The following is a 14,821-nucleotide window of genomic DNA, read 5'->3' on the forward strand; positions in this document are numbered from 1 at the left end:
ATTTGCCTCCCCTTAATAATGAATTGAAAATGCCTTACTTAATTATATAGCAAAAGATAACTTCATTGAAAATCGTTAAATATCCGTTTTCACCCTAGTTTTTTGCGCACTTGGTGGACAAAGTAAATTATGTTCTAAAACCTTTTTATTAATAGTTCGAATTAAATCCGCTGCTTCTGCAGTATTTGTAGTTTCTTTTAGCCTTTCTTTTAAATCATCAATTTCCTTTGAAAGTTCAATCCACCTAGGCAAAACATGATTATTTTTCAAAGTTCTATAAAGTTGCTTGTCAGGATTATACGAAAGATCTTTATCAAGATTAAGAGGTTTCCCTTTCCCAGGTAAATCATTAAACGCTCCTGTCTTTTCTGCCTGTTTAACGATAGAGCTAATATGATCTTCATACGTGAACGACCAAACTTTTTCATCTTTAACTAAAATTTCTTGTTTTTTAAGTTTTTTATCTAGCTCATCTTGATTCATAGATTCTCTCTCCTTTTTATTTTATAGTGTGGTTTTTGTATATTTTAATGCTTTCAACCCATCAAATAACTTTTCTCGCCACCAAACACCGTCATGACCGCCTTGAAACTCTTCATAAGTAATTTGGTATCCTTTTTCTTTTAAAGCTTTATACAGGCGTCTATTAGCCGTTAAAAGAGGTTTGTTTTCAAGTTCTCCTGCTGCTATGTAAAAATGAGGTTGACTCGTATTAGAATCTATAGATGAAATTTGATTTTCAATCCAAGGAATTTGATTTTCATAACCATCCTTTTTCCAATGCACGGATCCAGACATTGACAACACGTTTCCGAAAACATGTGGATTTTGAAGCGCTGCATAAAAAGCTGCTAAGCCACCAAGACTGAAACCAGCAATTGTTGTATGATTCTTTTCTTGATATACGTGATACCTAGCTTGAATCCATGGAAGTAGTTCCTCCGTTAAAAATGTATTCATTTTATCGTTATAAGTTAGCTCTTCTAGTCGATCAACGGGTTCTATTGCAACAGCAATACAAGATGGGATTTCTTTTTCGTATATTAAATAATTGAGTGTTCTTGCGATTGAAAGGTTATTAATGAATGAATTCCCATCAAACACAATGAGAAGTTCTTGAAGATGTGAAGTGTGAGAATAGTCATGAGGCGTATAAATATAAATTTTACGTGTGTCATTTAAAATCGTACTATGAAAAGAATATGTTTCAATTTTTCCAGATGGATAATGATCTGAAGGAAAACGACTGCTATACTGTACTTCCATTCCTATGTTTAACACAGACGCTTTATTGGCATCTTCTCCAAATGTATTTTTATTAAATCGATCTAGTTGGTACTTTTCACTGCGCTTTATCCAATCATTTTCGAAAAAATCGTTTACTGAAAAATAGTACGTTGAAATAAAACTCTCATCCGTCCTAAACGTTACATACCAAATATCTGTCTGTAACAACCGTTGTAGTTGATTTACAGACAGATCCCAACCAGGAAAACTACCGAATACATAAACGTTTTCAGTTTTTTGATCCCCTAACCATATATACGTTATAAGCTTATACTGATTTTCTACAGGACATTGTTCTATTAGTGGCGTATTATTTGACTTTATTTCATGCAAAAAAGTATAAATTGCTTTCTCGTTTCCTTTTTTTAATTGATTATTAAGCTCCTCTAACTTAGGACTAATTATTGAAGTCACCCATCTGCCTCCTTTGTATTTCTTTCTTTTCACTAGATTGCTTTTATAAAATTTAGGATTAGTATGTTATGTATTTAGATGAGTTATTTATTTAGAAGGTTTATCAATTGCCTGAATAGAAAGTTCCAACGCTTTTATTCTTCTTTCTAAAAGTGTTCTTTGAGGACTACCAGCCTTAGACTTATCATAGGCTCTCTCAATTGATGGAAGCAAACCAGCAAGGATATTACGAGCTTCTGCTAACTCTTCTTGGCTATACCGATGACTTTCTTGATTCCACACGTTCTCTAACACTGCTAGCCCTATACAAACGGCTTTAAGCCTTTTTTTCACTAAGGTAGTATTTGCTCCCTTTTGAGTCATCTGTGAAAAAGCATTTTCAAGTTTACGAATTGTCGATTGTAAAGATTTTATTGATTCCAATTTATCTATATTTGACACGTTTTCCATGTTACTATTGTTCCTCCTGGCTTAACTTATTTAATACTGGATATAATAAGTACTTGATTTCACTCGAAATATTTTATCATAAATAACTAACTATATTCGAATTGGATAATGGATTAAAGGAAAACGGTATCTAAACGCCTCTCCCTCCTTTACATCATTCTATATGTACTTCTTTCTTCGTATTAGAATCCCTATATAAACAAGGTATTAAAATTGTATTTTTTATGAACAAAAAAACGCACAAGCAGCATAACTTGTACGTTTTTATTTTTATTCAGTAAGATAATACAGTAATAGTTTCCGGGCCTTCTCATAATTCATGAAATCTCTATACAAAATGGGGTACTTCACAATTTCTGTTTCTATAAAACGATATTGCGGAAACCATTCAAAAAACGATTTCTTTAGCCACTTTATTTGATCAAACACAATCTCCTTTTCGTTGTTATTAAGTATGTAACTTAAAGTACCTGCTGTATGCATCCAATAATAATTTAAATCAGCGCTTATGCAATCATCTTCTGTAAACATATTATTAAAATCTTTTCGTATTTTTCGAAGGTCACAATTCGGAAACGGTTTAAGCAGCGGACTATGCATTTTCTGCAATTCATTAAAAATAACCTTTTTACCTAATAGCAACTTTCCACCCCTTTATTTCTCTATCCAATTTAATAATTTTTCATAATGATATTGAGCATCTGTATAGCCGAGATTATATAGGTTAACAAGTTTCTCTTTATTTCTTTCTATTCCGCTTATAGGAAGCTGTGCGCTTGGCTGAATTACATAAAAATTATCTTTTTGTTCGTTGTGATTCATATAAGATACAGTTTCATTATAAAAACGATAATGTTCTACTAAATGCTCTGCGATTTTTGGATATCTTCTATATAAAATTTTAGCTAGTCCAGAAAATTTATTACGCTGCTTCTCGTATCCTTCTGGCTTTGTCATTATAACAACGTTTTTTAAATAACCATCATTTTGCGCTTTAAAAACTGGAATAGGATCTATAATCCCTCCATCTAACAATTTTCGATTATCATATTCTACAGCAGGTGCTATAAACGGCACAGAGCTTGATGCACGAATAATTTTTAAAATATCATTTCCATGTTCTGTTTTATTATAATAAACTGCCTGTCCTGATTCACAATCAGTCGTTCCGATTACAAACTGTTCATTTGAATTTAGGAATGTTTGAAAATCAAACGGTACAATTTTGTTTGGTACTTCATCAAATAAAAAATCCATTCCAAATAATTCACGTTTTTGAATTAAGTTTCGATAAGATATATACCTGTGATCTGCTACTAGCTCTGTATTCACTTTTTTATTTCTTCCTTTTTGACGTGACAAATATGTTGCTCCCATACACGCTCCGGCGGATACACCGACTACATACGGAAAGAATAAGTCCCTTTCCATAAAATATTCGAGTACTCCTGCAGTATATAATCCTTTCATTCCGCCGCCTTCTAATACTAAACCGATATTTTTCATGCTATATCCCTCTACTTCTTTTTTCTTAATTATATGTTAGCACAAGATTTTAGGATGAGGTTATATAAATTAGTTGCAATAATAACAAAAAACTATTGAAGCAATGTCATAATCTATTAGTCATTCGCATGGTACAATATAAGAAACTCATTCCACATATTATAAAGGAGGAATTTCATATGGGTTTATTTAGTGGTATTTTAGGAAATGCATCAAGTGCGAGTACAGAAAGCGTTGAACGTGATTTAGAAAAGATTATGCTAGATGATGAAAAAGTTGAGCATGCTTATAAATTAATTCGTGATTTAATCGTATTTACAAATCGTCGTCTTATTTTAGTTGATAAACAAGGGATATCAGGTAAAAAAACAGAGTATCATTCTATTCCTTATAAAAGCATTACACAATTTAGCATTGAAACAGCTGGGCATTTTGATTTAGATGCAGAACTTAAAATATGGGTATCTAGTTTGAGTACACCAATTACGAAAGAATTTAAAGGTGACGATAGTGTTTTAAGCATTCAAAAAGCGTTAGTAACATATACGACGAAATAACGCCTTTCCGTATGTTTATTCATTATCGAAATTACTAACCCGAGTATTTTGGAAGAATATGCATTATTTTTGTATATTTAATCTAAAATAATATAAAAAGGTAAAGCATTTAAAATGTGCTTTACCTTTCTTTTGTATAATAAATTAAAGTTGCTTTATCATTTAATTTCTTTTTAAATTCCGCTCTTATATATCCCATCTTTTCGTATAGAAAACAATTTCGTTCTTCCTCTAAAATTGTAGCAAGCTCCCAAGTCGTTATTTCCGGAAACATCTCCTCGATTAAAATTAATACTTTTTGAGCAATTCCGTTCCCTTGATAGTTTGGAATAATAAACATCGGGCTTATCCAAAATTTAGATGCCTCTTCTTTACGTGATATACATATCGCGCCGACAAGATTCGTATTTACGAAAATTTTATAAAATCCACCGTCCAGATTATTTATTCTTGAAATCGTTCTTTCAATACGTTCATTTGCCGGACTTGTTTCATAGTCCTTATACTTTTCTAATAATGAACTAAATGATTCTACTTGCATTTGAAATATAATCTCTGCATCAATTTCTGTCGCCTTCTCTAATGTTACCAATTTAAACGCTCTCTTAAAGAAGTAATATGAGCTGTATGATGACGACCGTGCCATGCATATAGTCCAATTGCAGCAGCAAGTTTTGTTTCTCCTGATTCAGGATGATTAAATGTCTTTTCTAAATCTGCCGGTTCTAAAGAATATAATAAGTTAACCCATCTTTTATGTAATGAATCTAGCATTACAAGTGAAACATCTACTGGTAATTTCGAGTCAGGTAGCTCTGCCCATTTTTCTTCTTTGTACGGTTTAATAGTTGGATTCTTTTCTGTCATTGCTAATTTAAAGCGTATGTAGCTATTCATATGACTATCAACAACATGATGAACAACTTGGCGAACAGTCCATCCACCGACGCGATACGGTGTATCTAACTGCTTCTGATCTAAATCTTTTATCGCTCTTGCTAGTTCATTAGGTAAATCCTCTATTTCTTGAATCCATTTATCAATTATTTCTTCTGTAATAGTTCCTACGTAAGTAAATTGACCTATTGGATAACGTAAATCCTTCATGTACATGTCCCTCCCTATTATTTTTAACCCTTAGTAGTCCTCCAAATATAATGTACGAAATTTACGTTTTCCCCGTTTAAATCTACAGTAGTTGTCTCCGCTTCCTTTTCACGAGAAAATCCGTTCTTTTCTAATACAATTTGTGAAGCTATGTTATTTGTTGTTGTCATAGCATGTATTTCATTAATTTCATAGACTCTTGCTTGAGCCAAAATCAATTTTACAGATGCTGCTGCAACTCCTTTTTTAGTAAACTTCTCTCCAACTCGGTAGCCTAACGACCCAATTCGTTTTTCCTTATCTACATCAACTAAATTGATACGTCCTACAATTTCTTTTTCTGTATTACGTATGAGATGAAAATAAGAAATCCCCTCAGTTTGTTCTTTTAATAGTTCGTCAAGTTGCTTTTGAAAGTATTCATACACGTAATAATTAGAGCCACGACTTGGTACCATTGTTTCAAAAAATGATTTGTTCGTTAGTTCAAAGTTAAATAAATCTTCAGCGTCTTGATTCTTTAATTGTTCTATGTATATTTTCATCCAGTTTACCCCTTCTTGATTTACTAACTGTTATACATTCTTTTTTAACCGATAATTTTCCTGCTATTTCTTTCGCATCAGTAATACAGCGAGTAGCACTTTCGGATGAAATAGGTGAAATGGACTACGAATTAAATTCATCACTCTTACTAATCGAATATAAACGTCAGAGTCACTTGCAGATAGTTGATATATTTGTTTCGTATACCATAGCTGAAATTTTTGCTTTATCGTTAATTTTCTTTTTAGCTGAGGATGACGTGATATTTCCGTTGTAGTCATTTCCCAAGGAGTTTGTATGATATTAGCAGTTTCTTTATAAAACTGCTGTGTAAATGCTTTATCAAGCCTTTGTCTCCGTTGTAAAAGCAACTGCAATTGGTGAGCTTCCATAGCCGCAACTGAAACTCCTTGCCCGAAAACGGGATCAAAACGACATTGTGCATCTCCGACTACTAACAAGCCTTCTGGTAAATGATTAACTAAATCAAATCGCCGACGTACTTGATAAGGAATTTTGTACGTTTTGATATCTGAAATTGCCTCCGCTTTGTTTAGAAAATCTGTCACGTTAGGGATTGATAGATTTTCAGCGAAATCATAAAACTCATCATCTGTTTGTGGTGCTTTCTCATTTGCGTATCCGCTGAAAGTAACAAAATAACGATTATCCTCAATCGTTTGAATAAGTACACCATACGGATTGTCCGGGAAACTTGGAGACATTAGCATATTACAGCAGTCTAATTTCTCATTTTCTTTGAGTTTAAACATTTTAGTTGCGTAGAATAAATCGATACGCACTTTCTCTTCTTGCACTTCGATATTGTATTCACGTAACCACGCTATACTTTTTGAACCGAATCCACTCGCATCAACAACAATATCTGCTTGAATTTCTTCTTGCGTGCCAGTCTCTAAACATTTAGCTTTTACTCCACATACTTTGTTAAGCTTTCCATCTACTAATAACCCTTCAACCAATGTTCCAAATTTAATGATTACATTTGAAATTTGATCCATTCTTTTTTGGATATGCCATTCAAGCAAAAGCCTACTTTGTTGAATCATATGCACTTCTCCTATGAATGGTTGTTTCCATAAACCAAATTGATGCCATTTTATATCACGAGTAAAGTTATTTACGATGCTGCCTGCTTCTATTAATTCATTAGTAATAGTAGGAAACAATTCCTCGATTGCATTTTCTCCACCTTTTAATAACACATGAGGATGATTACTTTGTGAAACTCTTTTTCTCAAAGCTTTTCCATCCCATCTTTCGCCGACTTCTATAATGATTACTTCTTTAAAAAAAGTTGATAATGCTTTTGCTGCGAGTTTTCCTGCTATACTTCCGCCAATAACGATAGCCTTATTAAACATATTTACCCCCTTAATGAAAAAAGATCCTGCCTTGTATGAATGAAACAGGATCTAAACGAAGAATTACTAAATTAAAACACATGAGTAAATTGCAACGTTAAAATTAAAATACCTAATCCCCATACGTAATACGCGAATACTTTTAAGGAGTGACGTTTTAAATATTGAATCATCCATGAAACAGCTATGTAACCAAAAAACGCTGCTGATAACGTGCCGACAATTAAAGATGTACTAGAAATAGATTCTGCTTTCCCTTGATAAACATCTGCAAATTGCAAGATGATTGCTCCGACTATTGCTGGCGTAGATAATAAAAACGAAAAGTATGCTGCTGTTTCACGGTCTAGTTTTCTCCATAAAGCAGCGACGATTGTCATACCAGAGCGAGAAATTGCTGGGAAAATAGCAGCCGCTTGAAATGAACCGATGATAAATGCATCTTTATATGTAATGTCATCCATTTTTTTACGACCGTTTTTTTGTTTATCGGCCATGTAGAGAAAGAAACCTGTCACTAAAAACTCCCATCCAATCGTAATACCTGTTTTTGAAATATCTTCAAAGAAGTCTTTAAATAACAATCCGATTACAACTGCAGGTATCGTCCCAACAATAAGCAATAACATTAGTTTTGAAAATGGATTTTTAATTAAGTATATAAATTCTTTTTTGTAATAAATAAACACTGCAAGCAAAGTCCCGATATGCAGCATCGTATCTAAAAACAATCCAGCTTCATCTAATTGAAACAAATGCCTTCCTAAATAAAGATGTCCTGTACTACTAATCGGCAAAAACTCTGTTAAACCTTGTATTATCCCTAATATAAAAGCTTCTAACCAATTCATGATGGTCCCCTTTCTCGTTTGCTTGTACCAATATATGAAGGTTCAATTTTCGATATGAAAAAAACTATTTTTCTCTATGAATTTACTTTCATTTTATGGATATATATGTAAAAAGGAGTGAGGAGGGTTACTATGTGGCAACATACAAAATTCGGCAATATATTACTTTGGGCAGGACCTATCCTTGTGTTTATTGGGTTATGTATGACAAATGTTATTTCGGATATTCCTTTTTTTGAAGGGAAACATAAAACGCTTGGAATAATAACTTTATTTATAGGGCTTTTCTGTTTAATTGCTGCTAATCATTTTAAAAAAGGAGAAAGAAATGAAGAATGAAACACAAAAAAACAATCCTAGTATATGTGCTAGGATTGTTTTTTTACTTATTTATAAAACACTTTATCAACGTTATATTTCGCTTTGTACTTATTAATGATGTATGTTTCGTAAATTTCTCTTTCAGTTGGATCTTCTACGATACATGCATCGATACGGTATACTTCATCACGATTATTTTTGATTGGTGAAACATTATCTTCAAAATGCTTTTTAATACGTTGTCTAATTTTACGAGCTTTACCTACGAAAAGAAGTTCGTCATTAATATTGTAAAACATAAAAATGCCGCCTTTATCTCTAGGGAACAAGTGGAAATCGATAAAACCGTTAATTGGAGTAATTAATGGCTCGTCTCCTTTAATAACTTGGTTACGTTCAGTAATTGAAACATCAGCTTCAGGAATATTAATTTTAATCAAGTTCATTCACGTCCTCTTTTATTATAAAGATAAATAATAGCATAAGTATGTAAGAAAAGCTATGTTAAGAGAGATATTTCATTTTATAATTCAAATATTATAGGTATATCATGTAAACTTTTTCTCCAAATCATATGATCGTTTGATTCGCCCCAATAATCCTTCAGCATATAACTAGGTTTTCCAAACTTTTTTGTCCATATACTTTGTGCTTTTTTGTATCCACTATCTAAACAGCATTCGGTTATTCCTCTGCTAAGTAATGTAAGATACATTGTATTTAGTAGTAAACTCCCTATACCTTTTCTTTGATACTCCGAAAGTATAAATACAGTTCCTATTTCATACAAATCCTTAAGTACACCGTCTGTACAACTATTAATCAATGTACTTGCTGGACCGATTTCAATCGTTCCAATGATTTTATCGTTACTTGTATCTATTGCTAATAAAAAGTAACGACTTTCTCCATTACTATCAAAATCATTTTTCAAATATTGCTTTTTCGTGTTAATTTCATTTTCTATGTCATCTAATAATTGGGATAACCCCTCATTTTTATATGTATTCGTAATAACTATACGGAAAAACAAGTATAGTTCATCTATATCATCCGAATTCGGCCTTCTAATTTCAACGTTATACATGGCTTACATCTCCAATCTTTGAAAATATATGAGAAAGTGTATTCGTTCAAAAAGATTTTATACAATTGTTAAGACCATACTTTATATAATCTATTCATTATTATTCTACACAGCTCTGCATAGATCCAGCAGTATAGAAAACTCAGTATAAATATTAATGTAATAACTTTTATATCCATAGTCGTATGAATAGTAGGACCAAGTACAGGAAAACGGAAGATATCGAGAATGATCATAATTCCTATAAGTAGACATATCGCTGAAAAGGAAATTACCCAAATCCTCCTCTTGAATTGTAAAAAGGATACTCCTAACGCTATACCTAATAATCCTGTAGTAAAGGGAAAGACAATTAGTTCACTTGGCTCAATAATGAATAATAGGAAAATAGTAAGAATATAAGAGAGTACTCCCTCACGAATAGAATAACAAATAGCTAGAAAAATCGGTAACGTCGCGAAAGGACTAATAAATAACCCTATTCCAGGGATTAAGTTCCCCGCAGATTGAAAAATAGCAGCAAATGAACCGAGTAATGCTGTAATGACTAACCTACTTGCAGGCGTCACCTTTCTTTTATGAACAAAATTCGCATCCTGCTCTATCATCCATTGATACCAATAGCTTCTAAAGCGATTCATAAAATTCCCCCTAAAGAGACTTAATTCACCACTTTCTATTTTTATTCAAATACTTATTGGTTATGTTTTACTTTCTGCTTGTTAGGAATCACTATACAATAGATGTTTATCCATAGAAGTTTTTTTAAGAGGCGCTAAGTCGTGCGTTTGAAAAAGTATGAATTCCATATATTTTTAGACTAAGAGTTTATACCGTATCATGGAACAATTTCAAAAATAGTACCTTTGTTAAATTCAGTTACTTTCATAGAACCATAAACTCCTAAATATAATCTAGTTTGATCTAAGTTTGTTCCTAAACTAACATAATAAGCTGCTTGAGTCCCAAAATCATAAGTGGTTTCAATAACATGAAAATCATTACGTTTCCCGTCTAGAGCTGCTCTAGTAAAAGCTAACACTCCCTTTACTGGAGATTGAAATTCTTCTTTCTTAGCAAGATCAGTAAACACGATACTACCAGTTAAACTAGGAATTGTAGTTCCCATATATGGTTGTACTCCTGTAAGTGAGGTTCCTCCAAACTTATCTGCTCTGGAATCTTTATGAAAATAACTAATTAGGGGCTGTATGCGCCTCACTGATGTTTCTATTGTTTCATTATAATAAGCCATTGTTCTCTCATCCAAAGTAGGATTCTCAGAACAGTGCCTTATAAAAGAAGTAGGAAATTCTCCTTCCCATCCTCGCCAACCAAAATTAATAAATCCATCTTGATTGGGAGTGGATCTCATTAAATGCGTTTGAACAAGTTCGGTAACCGGTATGGGTTTATAATGAACAAACGAAAAAATAGACTCTACAATATCCTGCCCGACATTTCCAGCATATTTGATATATTGATTATAAAACCTTTGAAATGAAATACCTGTTATATTCCGAACTCCTTTCGCAATTACTGTAAGTGTTTCTTGTATAGATAAAGGAAACTCATTAAAGCGTGTAACTACTGGAGGGTTATTTATGAATGTATTTTTACTTACATCAATTTCAATTATTTTGCCCGCTATTTCTAAATCATCCTGGCTTAAATTAAATGGATCATAACCCGATCCACCATCTCCATTTGTAAAAACAAGTTTTCCACTCTCAGGTGAAAAGTTTAAACTATTGACTCCGTTATGATTAAAAAAGGGCCTTCTTATGTTAAGTAATGTCCGTCGTTTTTGAGGTTGACTATGTGATTGTAAAATCCATTCCTCAACCGTATCAATATGATCATATTGAGTATCTCTATTTACCCACTTTAAGTTTAAAGTTTTCGGATCACACGGATTAGGTTTAAAAGGTTCAGAAAGGGCACCCGGACCTTGAGTGCCAGCTACTGAATAATGAAGGTAAAATAAACCGTTTTGATAAAATTGTGGATGAAACGCTAGTCCTAGCAATCCGCGTTCATCATAACCGCTACTAGAGACACCTTCTTCAAACGTGCCTAATTTGATAATTCGCGGGCGAATATCTAAAAAAGTCCTTATAACTCCGTCTCCTATGTAAAAGATTTCTCCTACCTGGGTTGCAATAAATAACCTTTCAATTGAGTCACCTGGTAGTATAGTTGTTTTCAAAACAGTAGGTAAATTGAACTTACTTGCAATGGGTCGTAAACTAACCTTAACTTTTGTCAACTTACTTTACACCCCTTTAATTGCGTTTTATTAAAAGAATATGATTAGAACTGTTCAATTAGTATCCAATTAGGGACTAGGGAATTGGATACTAGTTCTGACTGCGCTGCTTTTCCTGCTTCTCCATATAACTACGCATCCGTCGCATATATTCAGGTGCGTCCATTCGATTCCCTGCGATCATTTCAATAATACAGAGTCTTTTGGCGCTTTCCTTTTCAGCATGGATTATAGCCTGATCAAGCTCTCCATAGGTCCGGACCGTAACGGTAAACGCGTTACCTCCAAAAGCTTCGACCAGCTTGGTGTAAGACCATTGAGGGATTTCGTTGTACTTTTGATCCTCTGTTTTGACATTTAAATATCTCTCGATTGTATAACCATCGTTGTTCAAAACAAAGATTATAGGCTTGCAGCCGTAATAGAGCATAGAACTGATTTCCTGTACCGTTAGCTGCAGGGCACCGTCACCTGTAAACACCAATACTCGGCGTTCCGGCGCGGCCATAATAGCACCAAACGCCGAAGGGATTGCGTAACCGATGGACTGCCATCCACCTTGTCCAATATATGTTACATTGCCCGGCAGTCTTATCTCTCCCATTCCGTAATAAAGCGTTCCGGTCTCGGCGATTACAATATCCTCCTCTTTCAGCATGCGCTGAAAACGTGGATAATAGCCGTCCGCCATTAGAGGTCCGTCGGCAATAGTTGTGAATTGCTCATAAGGGAATGACAATTTTTTTGTCAAACCTTTGCCTGTATAACTCAACTTCTGCACAGCAAGTAGCATGTCGGCTGCAAGAACATTCGGATATTCCGCCTCAGCGATTTTAACTATATCTGGTTGAATATTGACAGTTATCAGTGGGTTCAGCTTTGCGGTAAAATTTGCGGTGTTTGTATCCGCCCATACCATACCAATCGCAATGATACAATCTGCATTCTCCACTGTACTTTGGACTTCAGTCCTCCCGAAAGAGCCTAAATACATTCCGATATAATTTGGATGGTTCTCGTCGAATCCGCCCTTCCCGTACATCATCGTTACAACAGGCACATTCATTGCATCGGCTAGCTGCCGAGTCGCTGTCTGAAGGCCGAATCGCATCGTTTTCACATCCACCAAGATAACTGGTCGGTGGGAACGTTCCAAAAGCAGACGGACATGATTCACTGCAGCCTGAAGGGTATTCGGGTTGGATGTTGGACGTGGTGGTGCCGGTTCTGTCCAGACTTTAATCGGCTTGGTCACTAAATCATTAGCCACAACCAGGTATACCGGCTTTTTCTTTTCCTTAGCAATGCGAATCGCAGTCTGAATCTCAATCTTGGCATTTTCTGGTGTAAGCACGGCAGTATAAGCCGTTATCTGCTCATACACCTTGCGAAAGATGTCAAAATTTCCATCCATTAAGGTGTGGTGCATCAGCTTATGCTCTTTTTGATCCTTCTCAGGAGGGGCACCCACAATGTGTATTATTGGCACATGCTCGCTGTTGGCTCCCGCTATCGCATTGCATGCGCTGAGCTCCCCGACCCCAAATGTCGTAATAAGAGCCGATATTCCTTTGATTCTTGCATAGCCATCTGCAGCGTAGCCCGAGTTTAGTTCATTTCGTCCTTCTATAAAACGGATGCCGTTATAACACTCCAAAGTATCAAGAAGTGTAAAATTATAGTCCCCTGCGACACCAAAAATTTCGGTTATGCCCTCGAATTTCAGGCAATCGAACAAATACTGGCCAACCGTTTTTTGAGCAGGGCCCCTTTGTAAACCAAAGCTGCCCGTATTAATCATGTTGTCCATCGCTTGCTCACTCCTTATCTATTTCTTGGGCTTGTTCTATTTTATAGTACCCTTTTTGATAATTCCCTTTAATTAAACCGGTTATCCGTTGTACAACAATTAATGGAGAAGAAATAATCATTATCTCTGGAGAAAGTCATAAAACAGGAGAAGGAGAAGAAATACTAAAACATTACAGAATTTACGATACGGGAAAGCCCACGCAGGACTTTAGTCCGTCTTTAGACGTGGGATGAAAGCATCGTTTTTACATAGCAAAACATGGTATACTTTATTCATAGTCATGCAAAAGACGTAAAAACATTTGAGAACCTACAATCTGTACGGTATGGTCACAGTACCGTAGCCCACGAACCTATATGGTCTGTTGTGGGAGTGGTGATGGCATACCGCAATCTTGCACGTCAACGATACCAGAAATGGGCTTCGCCTTTGGCCTTTGGTAGCAAGAATCCCACTGACGTTAGTCAGCTGGCCCTTTAGGGGTGGGAGTGTCAAACTGGACAAGATTCCTTACATCGGTGAAATCACCTCTGGTCAAAAGAATGTATTAATTAATACTCTAATGCTTTCTTCAACTCTTCTCGATCACTTTTAGCCCACTTTGTTTTACGGTGAAGATTTTTGTACAACCATATATTACAACTACATTCTTCGTATTTTATATATTATCAATAAAGAGTTCAGAAAACCCATAAATAAAAAAAACGAGTGCTGTGAAGAAACGCACTCATTGAAAGAAATTTACCAATCTCGACGATTATCGCAATCACAGTCACGATCATGATTACGTCTACGACGACATTCATCACAATCACAGTCGCGGTCACGTCTACAACGACGGTTATCACAATCTCTATGTCTGCGTCTGCAAAACATTAAATCATCCCAAAATCTATCACAATCTCGGAAACGTCTGAAATTACCATTACATCCCATAAATATAATTACCTCCTCTTAACTTTAGGATTCATCATATTCTATGCTAAAAAACAAAAATAGCTTGTTTACTAGCCTGCTTTCTGCATTTTAAAGTAATACTATTTCTAATCTTTAAGTTTCAAATCTATTTCATCCCTTAACAACAAACAAGACTCTAAACCGATCACGGCAGCGCCTAAAACAGTAAATATAAATTTAATCAAAAATCATTTATCCTCGCATTTACTTATTCCTTTACTTCCATAGCTCATTCATGAAGTCAGCTGTATTACTAGGAACGCTATATTTC

At 34.6% G+C, this 14,821-nt stretch carries 18 protein-coding genes; 2 read left to right on the forward strand and 16 right to left on the reverse strand.

Annotated elements, in window-relative coordinates:
* Positions 1 to 75: 75 nt before the first annotated feature.
* From NSS74_RS10795 to NSS74_RS10815, 5 genes are all read right to left on the reverse strand, one after another.
* On the reverse strand, positions 76 to 483 hold the full coding sequence (locus tag NSS74_RS10795; RefSeq protein WP_149190559.1) for a DnaJ family domain-containing protein: 408 nt from the start codon (positions 481 to 483) through the stop codon (positions 76 to 78).
* A 21-nt stretch (positions 484 to 504) separates the two neighbouring features.
* A complete protein-coding gene (locus NSS74_RS10800; RefSeq protein ID WP_078214374.1) occupies positions 505 to 1,701 on the reverse strand; it encodes an alpha/beta hydrolase-fold protein in 1,197 nt (398 codons plus the stop codon).
* A gap of 87 nt (positions 1,702 to 1,788) precedes the next feature.
* Positions 1,789 to 2,151, reverse strand: a complete 363-nt coding sequence (locus NSS74_RS10805) for a hypothetical protein (RefSeq protein ID WP_002127600.1) — start codon at positions 2,149 to 2,151, stop codon at positions 1,789 to 1,791.
* A gap of 270 nt (positions 2,152 to 2,421) precedes the next feature.
* A complete protein-coding gene (locus NSS74_RS10810; RefSeq protein WP_002127599.1) occupies positions 2,422 to 2,793 on the reverse strand; it encodes a YxiJ-like family protein in 372 nt (123 codons plus the stop codon).
* A gap of 12 nt (positions 2,794 to 2,805) precedes the next feature.
* Positions 2,806 to 3,657, reverse strand: coding sequence for a patatin-like phospholipase family protein (locus NSS74_RS10815; RefSeq protein ID WP_002013252.1), 852 nt, complete (start codon positions 3,655 to 3,657; stop codon positions 2,806 to 2,808).
* Positions 3,658 to 3,836: 179 nt separating this feature from the next.
* On the opposite strand from NSS74_RS10815, the gene NSS74_RS10820 reads away from it, so the two are divergent.
* A complete protein-coding gene (locus tag NSS74_RS10820) occupies positions 3,837 to 4,214 on the forward strand; it encodes a PH domain-containing protein (protein WP_002032364.1) in 378 nt (125 codons plus the stop codon).
* Positions 4,215 to 4,335: 121 nt separating this feature from the next.
* Here NSS74_RS10820 and NSS74_RS10825 read toward each other — a convergent pair whose 3' ends face one another.
* The 5 genes from NSS74_RS10825 to NSS74_RS10845 all read right to left on the reverse strand — a co-directional run bounded on the left by NSS74_RS10825 (position 4,336) and on the right by NSS74_RS10845 (position 8,103).
* Complete coding sequence (locus tag NSS74_RS10825; RefSeq protein ID WP_149190558.1) at positions 4,336 to 4,860, reverse strand: GNAT family N-acetyltransferase; 525 nt, start codon at positions 4,858 to 4,860, stop codon at positions 4,336 to 4,338.
* On the reverse strand, positions 4,800 to 5,321 hold the full coding sequence (locus tag NSS74_RS10830; protein WP_002085329.1) for a YfiT family bacillithiol transferase: 522 nt from the start codon (positions 5,319 to 5,321) through the stop codon (positions 4,800 to 4,802). The genes NSS74_RS10825 and NSS74_RS10830 overlap by 61 nt, the downstream gene beginning before the upstream one ends.
* A gap of 23 nt (positions 5,322 to 5,344) precedes the next feature.
* On the reverse strand, positions 5,345 to 5,866 hold the full coding sequence (locus tag NSS74_RS10835) for a GNAT family N-acetyltransferase (protein WP_061690163.1): 522 nt from the start codon (positions 5,864 to 5,866) through the stop codon (positions 5,345 to 5,347).
* Positions 5,867 to 5,929: 63 nt separating this feature from the next.
* Positions 5,930 to 7,252 (reverse strand): hypothetical protein, encoded by a 1,323-nt coding sequence (locus NSS74_RS10840; protein WP_061690164.1) that lies wholly within the window; start codon positions 7,250 to 7,252, stop codon positions 5,930 to 5,932.
* A gap of 71 nt (positions 7,253 to 7,323) precedes the next feature.
* Entirely contained in the window at positions 7,324 to 8,103 is a 780-nt protein-coding gene (locus NSS74_RS10845; protein ID WP_002085334.1) for an undecaprenyl-diphosphate phosphatase, read from the reverse strand.
* 132 nt (positions 8,104 to 8,235) lie between these two features.
* Between NSS74_RS10845 and NSS74_RS10850 the strand changes: the two genes are divergently transcribed.
* Positions 8,236 to 8,442, forward strand: coding sequence for a hypothetical protein (locus NSS74_RS10850; RefSeq protein WP_002141925.1), 207 nt, complete (start codon positions 8,236 to 8,238; stop codon positions 8,440 to 8,442).
* 47 nt (positions 8,443 to 8,489) lie between these two features.
* Here the strand turns inward: NSS74_RS10850 and NSS74_RS10855 are convergent, their stop codons facing one another.
* The 6 genes from NSS74_RS10855 to NSS74_RS10880 form a co-directional block, all read right to left on the reverse strand.
* A complete protein-coding gene (locus tag NSS74_RS10855) occupies positions 8,490 to 8,870 on the reverse strand; it encodes a nucleotide excision repair endonuclease (protein WP_002013261.1) in 381 nt (126 codons plus the stop codon).
* A gap of 77 nt (positions 8,871 to 8,947) precedes the next feature.
* Positions 8,948 to 9,511 carry a GNAT family N-acetyltransferase gene (locus NSS74_RS10860; RefSeq protein WP_149190557.1) on the reverse strand — a complete coding sequence of 188 codons (564 nt, stop codon included), beginning with the start codon at positions 9,509 to 9,511 and terminating at the stop codon, positions 8,948 to 8,950.
* Positions 9,512 to 9,579: 68 nt separating this feature from the next.
* Entirely contained in the window at positions 9,580 to 10,152 is a 573-nt protein-coding gene (locus tag NSS74_RS10865) for a hypothetical protein (protein WP_149190556.1), read from the reverse strand.
* A 197-nt stretch (positions 10,153 to 10,349) separates the two neighbouring features.
* On the reverse strand, positions 10,350 to 11,780 hold the full coding sequence (locus NSS74_RS10870) for a PQQ-dependent sugar dehydrogenase (RefSeq protein WP_149190555.1): 1,431 nt from the start codon (positions 11,778 to 11,780) through the stop codon (positions 10,350 to 10,352).
* A gap of 91 nt (positions 11,781 to 11,871) precedes the next feature.
* Positions 11,872 to 13,590, reverse strand: coding sequence for an alpha-keto acid decarboxylase family protein (locus NSS74_RS10875; protein WP_149190554.1), 1,719 nt, complete (start codon positions 13,588 to 13,590; stop codon positions 11,872 to 11,874).
* A gap of 744 nt (positions 13,591 to 14,334) precedes the next feature.
* Complete coding sequence (locus tag NSS74_RS10880) at positions 14,335 to 14,529, reverse strand: hypothetical protein (RefSeq protein WP_002099904.1); 195 nt, start codon at positions 14,527 to 14,529, stop codon at positions 14,335 to 14,337.
* Between the last annotated feature and the right edge of the window lie 292 nt (positions 14,530 to 14,821).

It is taken from the genome of Bacillus sp. FSL E2-8868 (assembly GCF_038005505.1).
In the GTDB taxonomy this organism is placed as follows: domain Bacteria; phylum Bacillota; class Bacilli; order Bacillales; family Bacillaceae_G; genus Bacillus_A; species Bacillus_A mycoides.

Bases quoted from the DNA above. Each gene is read 5' to 3' on its own strand.
- NSS74_RS10795 (WP_149190559.1), bottom strand. From the start codon at position 483: ATGAATCAAGATGAGCTAGATAAAAAACTTAAAAAACAAGAAATTTTA.
- NSS74_RS10805 (WP_002127600.1), bottom strand. From the start codon at position 2,151: ATGGAAAACGTGTCAAATATAGATAAATTGGAATCAATAAAATCTTTA.
- NSS74_RS10815 (WP_002013252.1), bottom strand. From the start codon at position 3,657: ATGAAAAATATCGGTTTAGTATTAGAAGGCGGCGGAATGAAAGGATTA.
- NSS74_RS10820 (WP_002032364.1), top strand. From the start codon at position 3,837: ATGGGTTTATTTAGTGGTATTTTAGGAAATGCATCAAGTGCGAGTACA.
- NSS74_RS10825 (WP_149190558.1), bottom strand. From the start codon at position 4,860: ATGGCACGGTCGTCATCATACAGCTCATATTACTTCTTTAAGAGAGCG.
- NSS74_RS10830 (WP_002085329.1), bottom strand. From the start codon at position 5,321: ATGAAGGATTTACGTTATCCAATAGGTCAATTTACTTACGTAGGAACT.
- NSS74_RS10835 (WP_061690163.1), bottom strand. From the start codon at position 5,866: ATGAAAATATACATAGAACAATTAAAGAATCAAGACGCTGAAGATTTA.
- NSS74_RS10840 (WP_061690164.1), bottom strand. From the start codon at position 7,252: ATGTTTAATAAGGCTATCGTTATTGGCGGAAGTATAGCAGGAAAACTC.
- NSS74_RS10845 (WP_002085334.1), bottom strand. From the start codon at position 8,103: ATGAATTGGTTAGAAGCTTTTATATTAGGGATAATACAAGGTTTAACA.
- NSS74_RS10850 (WP_002141925.1), top strand. From the start codon at position 8,236: ATGTGGCAACATACAAAATTCGGCAATATATTACTTTGGGCAGGACCT.
- NSS74_RS10855 (WP_002013261.1), bottom strand. From the start codon at position 8,870: ATGAACTTGATTAAAATTAATATTCCTGAAGCTGATGTTTCAATTACT.
- NSS74_RS10860 (WP_149190557.1), bottom strand. From the start codon at position 9,511: ATGTATAACGTTGAAATTAGAAGGCCGAATTCGGATGATATAGATGAA.
- NSS74_RS10865 (WP_149190556.1), bottom strand. From the start codon at position 10,152: ATGAATCGCTTTAGAAGCTATTGGTATCAATGGATGATAGAGCAGGAT.
- NSS74_RS10875 (WP_149190554.1), bottom strand. From the start codon at position 13,590: ATGGACAACATGATTAATACGGGCAGCTTTGGTTTACAAAGGGGCCCT.
- NSS74_RS10880 (WP_002099904.1), bottom strand. From the start codon at position 14,529: ATGGGATGTAATGGTAATTTCAGACGTTTCCGAGATTGTGATAGATTT.